The sequence below is a fragment of the Streptomyces sp. 184 genome (assembly GCF_045781775.1).
GTDB lineage: Bacteria > Actinomycetota > Actinomycetes > Streptomycetales > Streptomycetaceae > Streptomyces.
The window spans coordinates 1943383-1959983 of record NZ_CP123230.1 but is presented as its reverse complement, the minus strand read 5'-3'; the positions used below and the strand labels follow the sequence as shown (position 1 = coordinate 1959983).

Below are 16601 nucleotides of genomic sequence, written 5' to 3'. Positions count from 1 at the left end.
GTGGCGAGCCGGTGGAGAGGTGATGGCGCGGCGGGCCCGGTGCGGGCCCGCGGCTCAGTGGCCGGTCGCGCCGCCGTTGTCGCGGCGGTCGAACGCCCGCTGGAGCGCGGCGGCGGCGTTCTTCCGGGCGTCCGCGGAGTCCCGGGTCTGCCGGGTACGGGCGGAGAGGCGAGCGCGGCGGACCGTGGTGGTGGCAGCCATGGGGGCAGCTCCTCTGGGCGCTGGAGATACGTGGGGACGCCGCTGGGGCGGGAGCGGCGCCGCAGGGGTGACCTGCGTAGGGGCGCCATGCCTCGACCACCGTCGCTGTTCCGCGAGCGTTCGGCTCCTACAAAAGTAGGACGTCAAAGCGTTCTTGTCTCGCCAAATACTCGGGCTTCCTACTATCTGAGACGGCACCCCCGCCGACCTGCGGTGATCGCTACGGCTCCAGGGTGGCGAGGAGCGCCGCGAGCTGGGCGGGCGACGTGATGCGGCGCACACCCGCGGGGGGTTTCACAAGCTCCTGCGCCGGTGCGCGCACGCCTCCACCGGCACCGGCACCGGCACCGGCACCGGCACCGGCACCGGCACCCGCACCCGCACCCGTGCCCGCGCCGCCGCGGTCCAGCCAGATCCCCGTCAGCCCCGCCGCGTCCGCGCCCGCCGCGTCGGTGTCCGGCCGGTCGCCGACGTAGGCGACGCGCTCCGGCGGCAGCCCGAGGGCGTCGCAGGCGGCGTGGAAGGCGGCGGGGGCGGGCTTGGCGACGCCGAGTTCCTCGGAGCACACCAGCGCCTCGAAGCGGTCGTGCATGCCGATGGCGCGGAGCTTCTCCTCCTGGTGCGGGGCGCTGTTGTTGGACAGCAGGCCGTGCCGCCGGCGCGGGACGAGCCCGTCGAGCGCCGGTACGACGTCGGGGAAGGCCCGCCAGTGCCGCCGGTACGCGGCCAGGTAGCCGGCCATCCAGACGTCGGCCTCGGCGTCGGTCAGCGGCCGGCCGGCGAGCACCCGGGCCCGCTCGCGGCGCTGGGCCACGAAGGTGAACTCACCGGCGAGGTAGCGGTCCACGTACTCCTCGGAGACCGCGTGCCAGTGCGCGGTGGCGGCCTCCGGGGAGGGGTAGCGGCCCAGCAGCCCGCGCGCGGTCAGGTACTCCAGCGCGGCGCGCCGCTCGGCGCCGGAGTGGTCGAAGATCGTGTCGTCGATGTCCCAGAGCACGGCGAGTATCCGCATGTCACGACGGTAACCCGGGGGCGCACGGGGCCGCCCCCGGTCGACGGGGGAGGCGACCGGGGGCGGCGTTCGGGGGGACCGCGTGCGGTCCCGCGGGCGTCAGCCCATGTGGGGGTAGCGGTAGTCGGTCGGGGCGTCCATCGTCTCCTTGATGGCGCGCGGCGAGGACCAGCGCAGCAGGTTGAACTTCGAGCCCGCCTTGTCGTTGGTGCCCGAGGCGCGGGCGCCGCCGAAGGGCTGCTGGCCGACGATCGAGCCGGTGGGCCGGTCGTTGACGTAGAAGTTGCCGGCCGCGAAGCGCAGCCTGCGCGTCGCGTCGGCGATGACCGCCCGGTCCTGCGCGAGGACGGCCCCGGTCAGGGCGTACTTGGCGACGGACTCCATCTGGTCGAGCATCGCGTCGTAGCCGTCGTCCTCGTACACATGCACCGCGATGATCGGGCCGAAGTACTCCTCGGTGAAGACCTCGTTCTCGGGGTCGGAGCAGACGACGACGGTCGGGCGGACGAAGTAGCCGACGGTGTCGTCGTACGTGCCGCCCGCGACGATCTCGCACGACGGGTCGGCCTCGGCGCGGTCGATGGCGGCCTTGTTCTTGGCGAACGCCCGGTCGTCGATGACGGCGCCGACGAAGTTCGCCAGGTCGGTGACGTCGCCCATGGCCAGGCCCTCGGTCTCGGTGACCAGCGCGTCCCTCAGGCCCCCGTCCCACAGCGAGCGCGGGACGTACGCGCGGGAGGCGGCCGAGCACTTCTGGCCCTGGTACTCGAAGGCGCCGCGGGTGATCGCGGTCTTCAGCTTCGCCGGGTCCGCGCTCGGGTGGGCGACGATGAAGTCCTTGCCGCCGGTCTCGCCGACGATCCGCGGGTACGCCTTGTAGCCGGGCAGGTTCCTGCCGACCTCGCCCCACAGGTGCTGGAACGTGCGGGTGGAGCCGGTGAAGTGGATGCCGGCCAGGTCCGGGTGCGGCAGCGCGGCCTCGGAGACCTCCTTGCCGTCGCCGGTGACGAGGTTGATGACGCCGGGCGGCATCCCGGCCTCCTCCAGCAGCCGCATGAGCAGCACGGCGGAGTGCGTCTGGGTCGGCGACGGCTTCCAGACCACGACGTTGCCCATGAGGGCGGGCGCGGTCGGCAGGTTGCCGGCGATCGCGGTGAAGTTGAAGGGCGTGATCGCGTAGACGAAGCCCTCCAGCGGGCGGTGGTCGAGCCGGTTCCACACGCCGTGCGGCTGGACCGGCGGCTGCTCGTCCATGATCTGGCGGGCGAAGTGGACGTTGAAGCGCCAGAAGTCGACCAGCTCGCAGGGCGCGTCGATCTCCGCCTGCTGCGCGGTCTTGGACTGGCCGAGCATGGTGGAGGCGGCGATCGTCTCGCGCCACGGGCCGGCGAGCAGGTCGGCGGCCTTGAGCAGGATCGCGGCGCGGTCGTCGAAGGAGAGCGCGCGCCAGCCGGGGGCGGCGGCCAGGGCGGCGTCGATGGCGTCCTGCGCGTCGGCGCGGGTGGCGGTGCCGTAGGTGCCGAGGACCGCCTTGTGGTTGTGCGGCTGCACGACGTCGACGCGCGCGCCGCCGCCCATGCGGCGGACGCCGCCGATGGTCATCGGCAGCTCCATGGGGCTCTCGGCCAGTTCCTTGAGCTTCGCCTCCAGCCGCGCGCGCTCCGGTGTGCCGGGGGCGTAGGTGTGCACCGGCTCGTTGTACGGGGCGGGGACCTGGGTCACAGCGTCCATGGTTGCCGTTCTCCTTCGAGGTGCGGAGTCATTCGGGGGGTCGCGGAGGGCTCGCGGGGGTCGTCAGCGGCGGCCGGCCAGGGCGCGCAGGAAGAAGGCGGTGTTCGCCGGGCGCTCGGCGAGCCTGCGCATGAAGTAGCCGTACCAGTCGGTGCCGTAGGGGGTGTAGACGCGCATGCGGTGGCCTTCGGCCACCAGCCGGTGCTGCTCCTGGGGGCGGATGCCGTAGAGCATCTGGAACTCGTACTCGCCGGCCTTGCGGCCGTGGCGGCGGGCCAGCTCCCGGGTGATCGCGATCATCCGGGGGTCGTGGGTGCCGATCATGGGGTAGCCGCGCCCGGCCATGAGGACCTTCAGGCAGCGGACGTACGCGCGGTCCACCGCCAGCCTGTCCTGGAAGGCGACGACGGCCGGCTCCTTGTACGCGCCCTTCACCAGCCGCACCCGGGAGCCCTCGCCGGCGAGGTCGCGGCAGTCCTCCTCGGTGCGGAAGAGGTACGACTGGAGCACGGCGCCGGTCTGCGGGAAGCGCTCGCGCAGGGTGCGCAGGACGGCCAGGGTGGAGTCGACGGTGCTGTGGTCCTCCATGTCGAGGGTGACCGTGGTGCCGGCCGCGGCGGCGGCTTCGACCACCGGGGTGACGTGGGCGAGGGCGAGGTCGTGGCCGCCGGGCAGCGCCTGGCCGAAGGCGGAGAGCTTCACGGACATCTCGGCGCGGGTGCCGAGACCCTCCTCGGCCAGCGCCTCGGTCAGCCGGAGGTACGCGTCCCGGGCGCGCAGCGCCTCGCGCGGGTCGGTGACGTCCTCGCCGAGGTGGTCGAGGGTGACCTCCAGGCCGCGGGCGGTCAGGTCGCGGACGGCGGCGACGGCGTCGGCGAGCTCCTCGCCGGCGACGAAGCGCGTGACCACCTGGCGGCTGACCGGCGCGGCCGAGACGGCACGACGGATTCCGTCGCTGCGCGCGGCGGCGAGAAGCACGGGACCCAGCACTGGGCACCTCCACGGTCGGGGCGCAGGTAACACCTCCGTGAAATCTAAGGACCGCTTCGATCCTGGGCCATCGACACCTGTCACGCATCCGAGACCCCGCCCTCATACAGATGTATGAGACGCTGCGGTCATGCGCGGCGACTACCAGCAGTTGGTGGACGAGGTCTCGGCGGCGCTCGGCGCCCCCGCCACCCTGGAGGACCGGGACTTCGGGCTGATCGCCTTCGGCGTCCACGACACCGGCGACGGCTCGTCGGGCGGCGTCTCCTCGCTCATGGACCCGGTGCGGACGAAGTCCATCCTGCACCGGCGCTCCACGGCGGCGGTGCGGGCGTGGTTCGAGGCGTACGGGATCGCCCGCGCGACCGGGCCGATGCGGATCCCGCCGGACCCCTCCGCGGGGGTGCTCACCGGGCGGATCTGCCTGCCGGCGCGGCACGACGGGGTGGTGCAGGGGTACGTCTGGCTGCTCGACGACGGGCACCTGGCGGACGTCGAGCTGGGCGGGCCGGGGCGCGCGCCGGACCCGCGGATCGCGCAGGCGATGCGGACCACGGCGCGGATCGGGGCGCTGCTGGCGGCGGAGACCCGGGCGGGCGCGGCGGCGGGGGCGCTGCTGCACGACGTGCTGGCGGGGCCCGCGGCGGGGCGGGACGCGGCGCTGGCGGGGCTACGGGACGCGCTGCCGGGCGACGCGGCGGGGCCCGTGTCGGCGGTGGCGGTGCTGCCCTGGCCGCCGGCCGACCCGGCGGCGCCGGGCCCGGGGCTGCCCCGGACGGCGGCGACGGCGGTGGTGCGGGTACGGGCGGCGGGGCACCCCGGGGCGGCGGGCTCGGACGTACGGCGGCCCGGCGGGGGCGGCGGTACGGGGGCGGGTGCGGGTCTGCGGGCCGGCCCGGGAGCCGGGGCCGGCGCGGAGGCGGAGTCCGGCGGGGAGGGCCTGCGGGTGCTGGCGGCGCTGGTGCTGCTGCCCTCCCCGGGCGGGGTCGAACCGGCGGTGGCGGCGGCGGAGCGGCTGCTGCACGCCGCGGCCGGCGGCGCGCCGGGCGGCGCCCGCGGCGGCGGGGCGGGCGGGGCCCGTACGGGAAGGGGTGACGGCGAGGCCGCCGCCGGGACGGGCGCGGACGTCGTCGCCGGCGTCGGCGACGGGCGGGCCGGGCTCGCCGGGCTGCCCGGCACCTGGCGCGAGGCGCTGGCCGCCGCCCGGGCGGCGCGGGCCGCACCGCGCCTGGGCCCGGTGGCGCGGTGGCCGGACATCGGCCCGTACCGGCTGCTCACCGATCTGCCCGGCGGCGTCGACCCGGTGCTCGGCCGGCTGCTGGAGCCGGCGCACGCCGAACTGGCCCGCACCGCCGAGGTCTACCTCGACCACGCGGGCCAGGCCGCCCGTACCGCCGCCGCGCTGGGCATCCACCGCCAGACGCTGTACTACCGGCTGTCCCGGGTCGAGGAGCTGACCGGCCTCGACCTCACCGCCGGCGAGGACCGCCTGCTGCTGCACATGGCCCTGAAGTCCGCCCGCCTCTGACCGCGGACCCGGCCCGCCCCGGGAGCAGGGCGGGCCGGGAGTTCCGGGGTACGGGCCTCAGCCCAGGTGGGCCGCGGGGGCGGGGGCGGCGTCACCCTCCTTGGAGCGGTCCGGGCGCGGGGTGTTCATCACCACCGCGATCACCACCGCCGCGGCGAGCATGATGGCCGACGCCACCGCGTACGCCGAGGTGAAGCCCTCGACCAGGCCCGCCTTGACGACCTCCGGCACCGGCCCGCCCGCGGCCCGCCGCTCCTCCAGCGCGCCCGCGTCCGGCACGCGCTCGGCGAGGTAGTCGGCGGTGGTGCTGGTGGCCACGGTGTTGAGCAGCGCGGTGCCGATCGAACCGCTGATCTGCTGCGAGGTGTTGACCGTCGCCGAGGCGACCCCGGCCTCCTCCTCGCGGACGCCGTGGGTGGCGTAGTTGATCGCCGGGGCCATCACCATGCCCATCCCGAAGCCCATGATCAGCTCGGCCGGCAGCACCCCGGCCGCGTACGAGGTGTCCACCTCCAGCGTCGCCAGCCAGCCGGTGCCGGCCGCCGCGAACAGCAGCCCGGGGACGATCAGCGCCCGCGGCGGCACCCGGGGCAGCAGCCGGGTGGCGAGCCCGCCGGCGCCGGCCAGCACGCCGGCGGTCAGCGGCAGGAACGCCACCCCGGTCTTCAGCGCCGAGTAACCCATGACGATCTGCATGTGGTACGTGAGGAAGAGGAACATGGCGAACATCCCCACGGTGGCCAGCGCGATGCTCAGGAACGCGCTCCCCCGGGCCCGGCTGAGCACCACCCGCAGCGGCAGCAGCGGCGCCGCGGCGGTCCGCTCGTGCAGCACGAAGCCGGTGAGCAGCGCCACGCCGAGGAAGAGCAGGCCGAGCACGAGCGCCGAGTCCCAGCCCTCGGACTCCGCCTCGCTGCACCCGTAGACGACGGCGACCAGGCCGGTCACCGCGAGCAGCGCGCCGGGGACGTCGATCTTCGGCCGCACCTCGGGGCGGGTGTCGGCGGGCAGCACCCACCAGCCGGCGGCGGCCAGCACCGCGATGGGCACGTTGACGTACAGGCACCAGCGCCAGTCCAGGTACTCGGTCAGCGCCCCGCCGGTGACCAGGCCGATGGCGCCGCCGCCGGCCGCGATCGCGCCGAAGATGCCGAAGGCGCGGGCGCGTTCGCGCTGCTCGGTGAAGCTCGTGGTGAGCAGCGAGAGCGCGGCCGGCGCGAGCAGCGCGGCGAACGCCCCCTGCGCGGCCCGCGCGCCCAGCAGCGCGCCGAAGCCGGGCGCCGCACCGCCGACCGCGGAGGCGGCGGCGAAGCCGATCAGCCCGGCCAGGAAGGCCCGGCGGCGGCCGGTGTAGTCGGCGATCCGGCCGCCGAGGAGCAGCAGGCCGCCGAAGGCCAGGGTGTACGCGGTGATGACCCACTGCCGGTCGCCGTCGGAGATCCCCAGGTCCGCCTGGGCGGACGGCAGGGCGATGTTCACGATCGTGACGTCCAGGACGATCATGAGCTGCGCCAGCCCGATGAAGGCGAGTGCGATCCAGCGCCGCGGGTTGGCCGCCGCAGCGGGCTGCGTCCTTGTAGTGTCCATGCCACTACCTTTCTCGTGCGTGCTTGCGGGTTCGGGTGGCTGTGGGTCCGGGTGGCCGCGGCTGCGGGGGCCGCGGGCGGTAAGGGCGGTACGGGCGCTAGGGGTTCCCGCCGACGATGCGGTCCGTGGCGTGGACGAAGTGCGCGACGGTGACGGCCGGGCCGGGCAGCGCGGTGCCGCGGGCGCGGGCGGCCTCGGGGCGCAGCCCGTCGAGGTACAGCTCCAGATGGCGGTGGGCCAGCGCCTCGTCCTCCGGCACCATGCCGCCCGGCAGCAGCAGAGTCAGCCGCATGACCATGAACGGCACGTCGCCGAAGACGATGTCGTCGCGGACCTGGCCGGCCTGCTGGGCCCGTACGATCAGCTCCTGCACCGGCCGCATCGTCCGCGCGCGCAGCTCCGCCAGCTCCTCGTCGATACGGATCCGGCCGGAGAGCGCCGGCAGCACCGCCCCGATGCGCAGCCTGAGCGCCGCGTGGGCGAACCGGCGCAGCGCCTCGAACGGCTCCTCCCCGCCGGCCAGCGCCTCCTCGGCCGCGCCGCGCAGCTCGGTGAGCGTGGCGCCGGCGACGCCGCGGATCAGCGCCTCGCGGCTGGCGAAGTTGCGGTAGAGCGTGGCGATGCCGACGCCGGCCCGGCGGGCGACCTCCTCCAGCGGGGCGTCGGGGCCCTCGCCCACGAAGACCGCGCCGGCCGCCTTCAGGATCAGCTCGCGGTTCCGTCGGGCGTCCGCGCGCATCGGGGTCCGCATGGCCACTCCTCAACCGAAGGGAAATTCTCCACTTACCCGAACCGTAGGAGGGAACCGGAGAGATTTCATCCGTCTGAGCCGAAGTGATAGAGGGTCGCGCGAAGATCCTCCGCATCGCGCGGCGCACCCCTTCCCCGGGCATGTTTTCCGGGCATGCGAACGGGCCCGGGCCGGCGGCATCGCTGCCGCCCGCCCGGGCCCGGTGCCCGGGGTCTCCCCCGGTTCGCCTACTCGGTGAGGTTCACCGCGCGCGCCGAGGCCGCGCCGATCTCACCGGCGATCTCCTGCACGACGGCCGGCGGGATCGTGTCGTCCACCGTCAGCGCGACCAGCGCCTCGCCGCCCGCCTTGGCCCGCGAGACCTGCATCCCGGCGATGTTGATGCCCGCCTCGCCCAGGATCCGGCCCATGGTGCCGACGACGCCGGGGCGGTCGCCGTAGCTGAAGAACGCCATGTGGTCGGCCAGCGACAGGTCCACGTCGTGCTCGCCGACCGCGACGATCTTCTGCTGGTGCTTCGGCCCGGACAGCGTGCCGGAGACCGACACCTCCTCGCCGCTCGCCAGGGTGCCGCGCACCGTCACCACGTTGCGGTGGGCGTTCGACTCGGAGCTGGTGGTCAGCCGCACCTCGACGCCGCGCTCCTGCGCGAACAGCGGCGCGTTCACGTAGCTCACGGTCTCGGCGACGATGTCCTCGAAGACGCCCTTGAGCGCGGACAGCTCCAGCACCTTCACGTCGTGCTGCGTGATCTCGCCGCACACCTCCACGTCGAGGCGGACCGCGACCTCGCCGGCCAGCGCCGTGAAGATCCGGCCCAGCTTCTCCGCCAGCGGCAGGCCGGGGCGTACGTCCTCGGCGATGACGCCGCCCTGGACGTTGACCGCGTCCGGCACCAGCTCGCCGGCCAGCGCGAGCCGCACCGAGCGGGCCACCGAGATGCCCGCCTTCTCCTGCGCCTCACCGGTGGAGGCGCCCAGGTGCGGGGTGGCGACGACGCTGTCGAACTGGAACAGCGGCGAGTCCGTACAGGGCTCGGTGGCGTAGACGTCGAGGCCCGCGCCGGCGACCCGGCCCTCCTTCAGCGCGGCGGTCAGCGCCTCCTCGTCGACGATGCCGCCGCGGGCGGCGTTGACGATCCGGACGGACGGCTTGACCTTGTTCAGCGCCTCGTCGCCGATCAGACCCAGGGTCTCGGGGGTCTTCGGCAGGTGGACGGTGATGAAGTCGGAGGTCTCCAGCAGCTCGTCCAGCGAGACGAGCTTCACGCCCATCTGCGCGGCGCGCGCGGCCTGCACGTACGGGTCGTACGCCACCACGCTCATGCCGAACGCGGCCATGCGCTGCGCGACGAGCACGCCGATGCGGCCGAGGCCGACGACGCCGAGCACCTTCTCGTTCAGCTCGACGCCGGTGTACTTCGAGCGCTTCCACTCGCCGGCCTTCAGCGCGGCGTTGGCCTGCGGGATGTTGCGCGCGCTGGCGATGATCAGGCCGCAGGCCAGCTCGGCGGCGGTGACGATGTTGGAGGTCGGCGCGTTGACGACCATCACGCCGGCCTTGGTGGCGGCGGGTACGTCGACGTTGTCCAGGCCGACGCCCGCGCGGGCGACGACCTTCAGCCGGCGCGCGGCGGCGACGGCCTCGGCGTCGACCTTGGTGGCGCTGCGGATCAGGATCGCGTCCACGTCGGCGATGGCCGCGAGCAGCTCGGCCCGGTCGGCGCCGTTGCAGTGGCGGATGTCGAAGTCGGGACCGAGGGCGTCGACGGTGGCCGGCGAGAGCTCCTCGGCGATCAGTACGGCCGGCTTCCCGGGGGCGGTGGCGCCGGATGCTGGGGCAGTGCTCACGTGGTCCTCACTGGATTCCTGTACGGGACGGCCGTCCCGACGGCCGCAGGTGGAGGGTGCAGCGCCGGTCCGCCGGACAGACGCGTGCTGCCGCGTTTGAAGGACACACGACACTGTGAGCCTGACGCGCGATGTAGGAAGAGTGTAGTGGCGCCGGGCGGTGGCCGGGCGCCGCTGCGCCCCGCCACCGCCCGATCGAGCGACCGCGTCCGCTCAGTCCTTGTCGTCCACCCAGCTCATGAGCTTCCGCAGCTCCTTGCCGGTGGTTTCGACGAGGTGGTCGCCGTCCTGCTTCTTGTACTCGTTGTAGCGCGGCAGGCCGTTGTGGTACTCGGCCATCCAGTCCTTGGCGAACGAGCCGTCCTGGATCTCGCCGAGGATCTTCTTCATCTCGGCCTTGGTGTTGTCGTTGATGATCCGCGGGCCGGAGACGTAGTCGCCCCACTCGGCGGTCTCGGAGACCGACCAGCGCATCTTCTCCAGGCCGCCCTCGTACATGAGGTCCACGATGAGCTTCAGCTCGTGCAGGCACTCGAAGTACGCGATCTCCGGCTGGTAGCCCGCCTCGACCAGGGTCTCGAAGCCGGCCTTGACCAGCGCCGAGGTGCCGCCGCAGAGCACGGCCTGCTCGCCGAAGAGGTCGGTCTCGGTCTCCTCGGTGAAGGTGGTCTTGATGACGCCGGCGCGGGTGCCGCCGATGGCCTTCGCGTACGACAGGGCCAGCGCGAACGCGCCGCCGGTGGAGTCCTGCTCGACGGCCGCGATACACGGCACGCCGCGGCCCTCCTCGAACTGGCGGCGGACCAGGTGGCCCGGGCCCTTCGGGGCGACCATGCAGACGTCGACGTGGGCCGGCGGCTTGACGAAGCCGTAGCGGATGTTGAGGCCGTGGCCGAAGAACAGCGCGTCGCCGTCCTTGAGGTTCTCCTTCACGGACTCCTCGTAGACCCGGCCCTGGACCGGGTCCGGCACCAGCATCATGATCACGTCGGCCTCGGCGGCGGCCTCCGCGGGGGTGACCACGCGCAGGCCCTGCTCCTCGGCCTTCGCCCGGGACTTGGAGCCCTCGTGCAGGCCGACGCGGACGTCCACGCCGGAGTCGCGCAGCGACAGCGCGTGGGCGTGGCCCTGGCTGCCGTAACCGAGGACCGCGACCTTGCGGCCCTGGATGATGGACAGGTCGGCGTCGTCGTCGTAGAACAGCTCGGCCACGTTCTGAGTCTCCTTGGGTTTTCGGGTTGTCCCTCACCGTACGCGGGTGCGGCGGGGCTGGTTCGGGGGTCCGGGAGGTCTGCCCCGGACGTGTCATCCGCGCGAGGTGCCGCGGGGGCACGTAACGGGGCGCACCCCGCGGCCGCGTCCCCGCGGGCGGCCTACGCGCTGCGGTCGAGGGCGCGCAGCGAGCGGTCCGTGATGGACCGCGCGCCGCGGCCGATGGCGATGGTGCCGGACTGGACCAGCTCCTTGATGCCGTACGGCTCCAGCATCTTCAGCATCGCCTCCAGCTTCTCGCCGCTGCCGGTGGCCTCGATGGTGACCGCCTCCGGGGAGACGTCCACGGTCTTGGCGCGGAAGAGCTGGACGATCTCGACGACCTGCGAGCGGGTCTCGTTGTCGGCCCGCACCTTCACCAGGACGAGTTCACGCTGCACCGCGGCGCCCGGCTCCAGTTCGACGATCTTCAGCACGTTGACGAGCTTGTTGAGCTGCTTGGTGACCTGCTCCAGCGGCTGGTCCTCGACGTTCACCACGATCGTCATCCGGGAGATGTCCGGGTGCTCGGTGGTGCCGACGGCGAGCGAGTCGATGTTGAAGCCGCGGCGGAAGAACATCGCGGAGATCCTGGCCAGGATGCCCGGCTTGTTCTCCACCAGGACCGAGAGCGTGTGCTTGGACATGTCTTCGTCTCTCTCTTCGCTTCCGGCCTCAGTCGTCCGCGCCGTCGCCGAAGTCCGGGCGGACGTCGCGCGCGGCCAGGATCTCGTCGTTGGAGGTGCCGGCCGCGACCATCGGCCAGACCATCGCGTCCTGGTGGACGATGAAGTCCACGACGACGGGGCGGTCGTTGATGGCGTTGGCCTTCTCGATGACGGCGTCGAGCTGCTCGGGGTCGTCGCAGCGGATGCCGACGCAGCCCATGGCCTCGGCGAGCTTGACGAAGTCCGGGCAGCGGGTGCCGGCGGCCTGGCGGGCCTGCACCTGGGCGCCGTCGGCGCCCTCACCGCCGCCGTTGCCGCTGCCGTGGGGGCCGGAGTCCAGCACGGTGTTGGAGTAGCGCTGGTTGTAGAACAGGGTCTGCCACTGGCGGACCATGCCCAGCGCGCCGTTGTTGATGATCGCGACCTTGATCGGGATGCCGTTCAGCGCGCAGGTGACCAGCTCCTGGTTGGTCATCTGGAAGCAGCCGTCGCCGTCGATGGCCCAGACCGCGGCGTCGGGCGCACCGGCCTTGGCGCCCATGGCGGCCGGGACGGCGTAGCCCATGGTCCCGGCGCCGCCGGAGTTGAGCCAGGTACGGGGCTTGTCGTAGTCGATGTAGTGCGCGGCCCACATCTGGTGCTGGCCGACGCCCGCGGCGTAGACCGTGTTCTCCGGGGCCAGCTCGCCGATGCGCTGGATCACCTGCTGCGGCGACAGCGTGCCGTCGGAGGGCAGGTCGTAGCCGAGGGGGTACGTCTCGCGCCAGCGGTTCAGGTGCTGCCACCACTCCGCGTACCGGGCCGTGCCGGTCGCGGGGGTGCCGCCCGGCTCCGTCGCGACCTGCTCCTGCTCGCTCTGCACCGCCACGATCAGGTCGGCGATGACCTCGCGGGCGTCGCCGACGATCGGCACGTCCGCCTCGCGGTTCTTGCCGATCTCCGCGGGGTCGATGTCGGCGTGCACGATCTTGGCGTACGGAGCGAACGTGTCCAGCTTGCCGGTCACCCGGTCGTCGAACCGGGCGCCGAGCGCCACGATCAGGTCGGACTTCTGGAGCGAGGTGACGGCGGCCACCGTGCCGTGCATGCCCGGCATGCCCAGGTGCTGCGGGTGGGTGTCGGGGAAGGCGCCGAGGCCCATCAGGGTGGTGACGACCGGGGCGCCGGTCAGCTCCGCGAGCACCTTCAGCTCGGCGGTCGCGCGGGCCTTGAGCACGCCGCCGCCGACGTAGAGCACCGGGCGCCGGGCGGCGCCGACGAGCCGGGCGGCCTCCCGGATCTGCTTGGCGTGCGGCTTGGTCACCGGGCGGTAGCCGGGCAGCTCGTGCCGCGGCGGCCAGGAGAAGACCGTACGGGCCTGGAGGGTGTCCTTGGCGATGTCGACCAGCACCGGGCCTGGGCGGCCGGTGGCGGCGATGTGGAACGCCTCGGAGATCACCCGCGGGATGTCCGCGGGGTCGGTGACCAGGAAGTTGTGCTTCGTGATCGGCATGGTGATGCCGCAGATGTCCGCTTCCTGGAAGGCGTCCGTGCCGATCGACTTGGACGCCACCTGACCGGTGATCGCCACCAGCGGGACGGAGTCCATGTGCGCGTCGGCGATGGGCGTGACCAGGTTGGTCGCGCCCGGCCCCGAGGTCGCCATGCAGACGCCCACCTTGCCGGTGACCTGCGCGTACCCGGTGGCGGCATGCCCTGCGCCCTGCTCGTGGCGGACCAGTACGTGCCGGACCCTCGTGGAGTCCATCAGCGGGTCGTACGCGGGGAGGATCGCCCCGCCCGGGATGCCGAAGACCGTGTCCGCACCCACGGCCTCCAGGGCGAGGATGAGGGACTGCGCGCCCGTCACGGTCTTGTCTGCCGGTGTGTGCCCCGGAACGCGGGACTGTCCCCCGCTGCGGGCCCGCGGCGGCTGCGGGTGGGGCTCACTCCGCGGGGGAGCCTGCTCGGTCATCGGCTTCTCTTCTCGTCTTCGAGTGGTGCGAGGGTTTCGGGGGGTGGAGCAGCGGGTTCGAGCAACAAAAAACCCCTCGTGCCAGATGGCAAGCGAGGGGAGCGCGTCGGCGCGGTCCGGGAGTCGGGGTCCGCTTCAGCCGACGCGCTGTCCAAGTACGAGAATTCGGGTGCGCATGGACCTGACCTTGCCCCCGGCGCGCCGGGGGTGTCAAGTTCGTGGGACCCGGGTCTCACTATGTGAGCGCAATGGCCGATGCGTCCTCTTCCGGCAGCGCGAACGCTCCCAGGGCCAGTGCGTCCCGTACCCGCTCCTCGTCCAGTGGTTCGCAGTAGGCCATGCCCTGCGCGTGCCGGCAGCCCAGCGTACGCAGCACCTCGGCCTGCTCGGGCAGATCGACCCCCTCGGCCGTCGAGTCCATGCCCAGCTCGCCGGCGATGCCGATCATCCCGGCCGCGATGGCGCGCAGCCGGGGTGACTCGGCCAGGCCGTCGACCAGGCCCCGGTCCAGCTTGAGCACGTCCACCGGCAGCCGGCGCAGCGCGGCGATGGCCGCGTGCCCGCTGCCGAAGCCGTCGAGCGCGATGCGCACGCCGAGGCGGCGCAGCGCCACCAGGCGCCGCTCCAGCTCGTCCATGCCGGCCCTGGTGTCGCTGTCGGCGACCTCGATGGTCAGCGCGCCGGGCGGCAGCCCGTGCCGCATCAGCAGGGCCTCCACCGACTGCGGGGACATGCTCCGGTCGGTGAGCCGGGCTGCCGACATCCGTACGGTCACGGGGATGCCGATGCCCGCCTCGTACCGCTCGGCGGCCTGCTCGACCGTCGCCTCCAGCAGCCAGCGCGCCAGCTCGGCGCTACGGGCCCGGTCCTGCGCGCTCCCGCCCCGGCCGTTGTCCGGCGTGCCCTGCATGAACTCGGCGGGCGTGTGCACGATGCCCTGCGCCGAACGCCAGCGCGGCTGCGCCGACAGCGCCGCAAGGCGCCCGCTCGACAGCTCCACCACCGGCTGGTGCACGAGCATGAACTGCCCGTCGTCCAGCGCGGAGCGCAGCCGGTTCGCCAGCTCTATGCGGCGTACCACTTCGGCCTGCATCTGCGGCGCGTACAGCTCGACGCGCGCCTTGCCGGCCTGCTTGGCCCGGTACATCGCCAGGTCCGCGTTGCGCATCAGCTCCGCCGGTGTGCTGCCGGGCTCGGCGAAGGCCACGCCGATGCTGGCCGCGACCCGCACCTCGACGCCGCCCGCGGTGTACGGCTCGGAGAGCCGCACCCGCAGCCGGTCGGCGACCTCGCGGGTGCGCCGCTCGCGCCCGGTGCCGTCCGACCGGCTCTCGCCGGCCGCGCCGCCGACGAGCAGCACGGCGAACTCGTCGCCGCCGAGCCGGGCGGCCGAGTCCCCGGAGCGGATGGACTCCTGGAGCCGGCGGCCGGCCTGGATCAGCAGCTCGTCGCCGGCGGCGTGGCCGACGGTGTCGTTGACCGCCTTGAAGCCGTCGAGGTCGATGAAGAGCACGGCCGCGTTGGCGTCGCCGGCCCGCCGGCCGCCGAGCGCGTGGCCGACGCGCTCGGTGAACAGCGCCCGGTTCGGCAGGTCGGTGAGCGAGTCGTGGGAGGCGCTGTGCTGCAACTGCGCCTGGAGCCGGACGCGCTCGGTGACGTCCCGGGAGTTGAAGATCAGGCCGTTGTGGTGCCGGTTGACCGTCGACTCGACGTTCAGCCAGCCGTCCTCGCCGTACCCGCCCTCGTCGCCGGAGCGGGTGCCTCCGCGGCGGCCCCGGCCGGCCCGGAAGCGGCACTCGATGCGGATCGACCGCGCCCCGCCCGGCGGCGCCGACAGGAACCGGCGCACCTCGTGCAGCACCCGCCCCAGGTCGTCGGGGTGGATGAGCCCGGCCAGCTCGCAGCCGACCAGCTCCTCCGGGTCCGTGCCGTAGACGCCGAGGGCCGCTGGGCTGACGTAGCGCAGCACGCCGGACGGCGCCGCGATCATGATGACGTCGCTCGAACCCTGCACCAGCGAGCGGAAGTGGTTCTCCTTCTGGGCGAGTTCCTGGGTGAGGCTGATGTTGTCCAGCAGCATGATCGCCTGGCGTACGACGAGGGCCAGCACGACCGTGCACGCGGTCATCAGCACCACGCGGTCCACGCTGCGGCCGTCCAGCACGTTGTACAGGATCCCCAGCGTGCACACGCCCGCCGCGAGATACGGCGCGAGCGCGCCGATGTGCCCGGCAATGGGGCGGGCGCGCTCCTCCTGGCCGCGCTCCTCCGCCTCCTCGGCCCTGCCGACCCAGGGGGCGTACGCGAGCAGGATGGAGCCGGCGAACCAGCCGGCGTCCAGCAACTGCCCGGAGCGGTACTGCTCCTGGAGCAGCGGTGAGGTGAACAGCGCGTCGCACAGCACCGTGAGCACCAGCGCACCGATCGCGGTGTTGATCGCGGAGCGGCCCGCGGCGGTGCGCCGGAAGTGCAGCGCCAGCACCATGCTCACCAGCACGATGTCCAGCAGCGGGTACGCCAGCGAGAGCGCGACCCGCGGCACCGACTCGTCGTCCCCGGCGGCGTGCGCCAGGGCGAGCGTCCAGGAGATGGTGAGCAGGGAGCCGCCGATGAGCCAGGTGTCCAGGCCCAGGCAGATCCAGCCCGCCCTGCTGACCGGCCGCCGGGCGAGCACCAGCAGGCCGATGACCGCCGGCGGCGCGAAGAGCAGGAAGAAGAAGTCCGCCACGGACGCCTCGGGCAGCGGTCGCCGGAGCACGACCTCGTACCAGCCCCAGATGCCGTTGCCGATGCCGGCCATGGCGGAGGAGATGCCGAACATGAGCCAGGCCGGCCGGAAGCGGCCCTGGCGGATACGCGCGTAGTAAAGACACGAGAAGGCGGCCGCGAACGCCGCCGCGCTCAGCCCGAAGTCCCCCATGATCAGGGCGAATCGGGAAGAGCCCCAGCCCAGAGCAGCACCGGTGGCATACCCCGCGCAGAGGAACGCGAGGACCAGTTGGGGTACGAACCCCGCGGGCAACGGCGGTCTGGGCACCACCGCCCCGATCGACGCGGTCACCGCGCCCCCCGGCTGCC

General features: G+C 73.4%; 12 protein-coding genes. 1 reads left to right on the top strand and 11 read right to left on the bottom strand.

The features are described from left to right. Positions 1-54: 54 nt before the first annotated feature. The 4 genes from QBL21_RS08490 to QBL21_RS08475 form a co-directional block, all read right to left on the bottom strand. Positions 55-201 (bottom strand): hypothetical protein, encoded by a 147-nt coding sequence (locus tag QBL21_RS08490; RefSeq protein WP_407561403.1) that lies wholly within the window; start codon positions 199-201, stop codon positions 55-57. A gap of 220 nt (positions 202-421) precedes the next feature. Beyond that, the gene (locus QBL21_RS08485; RefSeq protein ID WP_407561402.1) at positions 422-1213 is read right to left on the bottom strand and encodes an HAD family hydrolase; all 792 of its coding nucleotides are present in this window, start codon (positions 1211-1213) and stop codon (positions 422-424) included. Between the two features lie 99 nt (positions 1214-1312). After that, complete coding sequence (pruA, locus tag QBL21_RS08480) at positions 1313-2944, bottom strand: L-glutamate gamma-semialdehyde dehydrogenase (protein ID WP_407561401.1); 1632 nt, start codon at positions 2942-2944, stop codon at positions 1313-1315. Between the two features lie 63 nt (positions 2945-3007). Beyond that, positions 3008-3934: a proline dehydrogenase family protein gene (locus QBL21_RS08475; protein ID WP_407561400.1), complete on the bottom strand. Its 927-nt coding sequence runs from the start codon at positions 3932-3934 to the stop codon at positions 3008-3010. 130 nt (positions 3935-4064) lie between these two features. Here QBL21_RS08475 and QBL21_RS08470 point away from each other — a divergent pair, with 130 nt between their 5' ends. After that, positions 4065-5462, top strand: a complete 1398-nt coding sequence (locus QBL21_RS08470; RefSeq protein ID WP_407561399.1) for a PucR family transcriptional regulator — start codon at positions 4065-4067, stop codon at positions 5460-5462. Between the two features lie 57 nt (positions 5463-5519). Here QBL21_RS08470 and QBL21_RS08465 read toward each other — a convergent pair whose 3' ends face one another. From QBL21_RS08465 to QBL21_RS08435, 7 genes are all read right to left on the bottom strand, one after another. Beyond that, positions 5520-7049, bottom strand: coding sequence for an MFS transporter (locus QBL21_RS08465; RefSeq protein ID WP_407561398.1), 1530 nt, complete (start codon positions 7047-7049; stop codon positions 5520-5522). A 97-nt stretch (positions 7050-7146) separates the two neighbouring features. After that, entirely contained in the window at positions 7147-7800 is a 654-nt protein-coding gene (locus QBL21_RS08460) for a TetR/AcrR family transcriptional regulator (RefSeq protein ID WP_407561397.1), read from the bottom strand. A gap of 227 nt (positions 7801-8027) precedes the next feature. After that, a complete protein-coding gene (gene serA, locus QBL21_RS08455; protein WP_407561395.1) occupies positions 8028-9650 on the bottom strand; it encodes a phosphoglycerate dehydrogenase in 1623 nt (540 codons plus the stop codon). A 213-nt stretch (positions 9651-9863) separates the two neighbouring features. Further along, positions 9864-10862 (bottom strand): ketol-acid reductoisomerase, encoded by a 999-nt coding sequence (ilvC, locus tag QBL21_RS08450; RefSeq protein ID WP_407561394.1) that lies wholly within the window; start codon positions 10860-10862, stop codon positions 9864-9866. 161 nt (positions 10863-11023) lie between these two features. Beyond that, a complete protein-coding gene (gene ilvN, locus QBL21_RS08445; protein ID WP_027772032.1) occupies positions 11024-11548 on the bottom strand; it encodes an acetolactate synthase small subunit in 525 nt (174 codons plus the stop codon). 28 nt (positions 11549-11576) lie between these two features. Further along, a complete protein-coding gene (locus QBL21_RS08440; RefSeq protein ID WP_407561393.1) occupies positions 11577-13523 on the bottom strand; it encodes an acetolactate synthase large subunit in 1947 nt (648 codons plus the stop codon). Between the two features lie 235 nt (positions 13524-13758). Further along, positions 13759-16584, bottom strand: coding sequence for a putative bifunctional diguanylate cyclase/phosphodiesterase (locus QBL21_RS08435; protein WP_407561392.1), 2826 nt, complete (start codon positions 16582-16584; stop codon positions 13759-13761). Between the last annotated feature and the right edge of the window lie 17 nt (positions 16585-16601).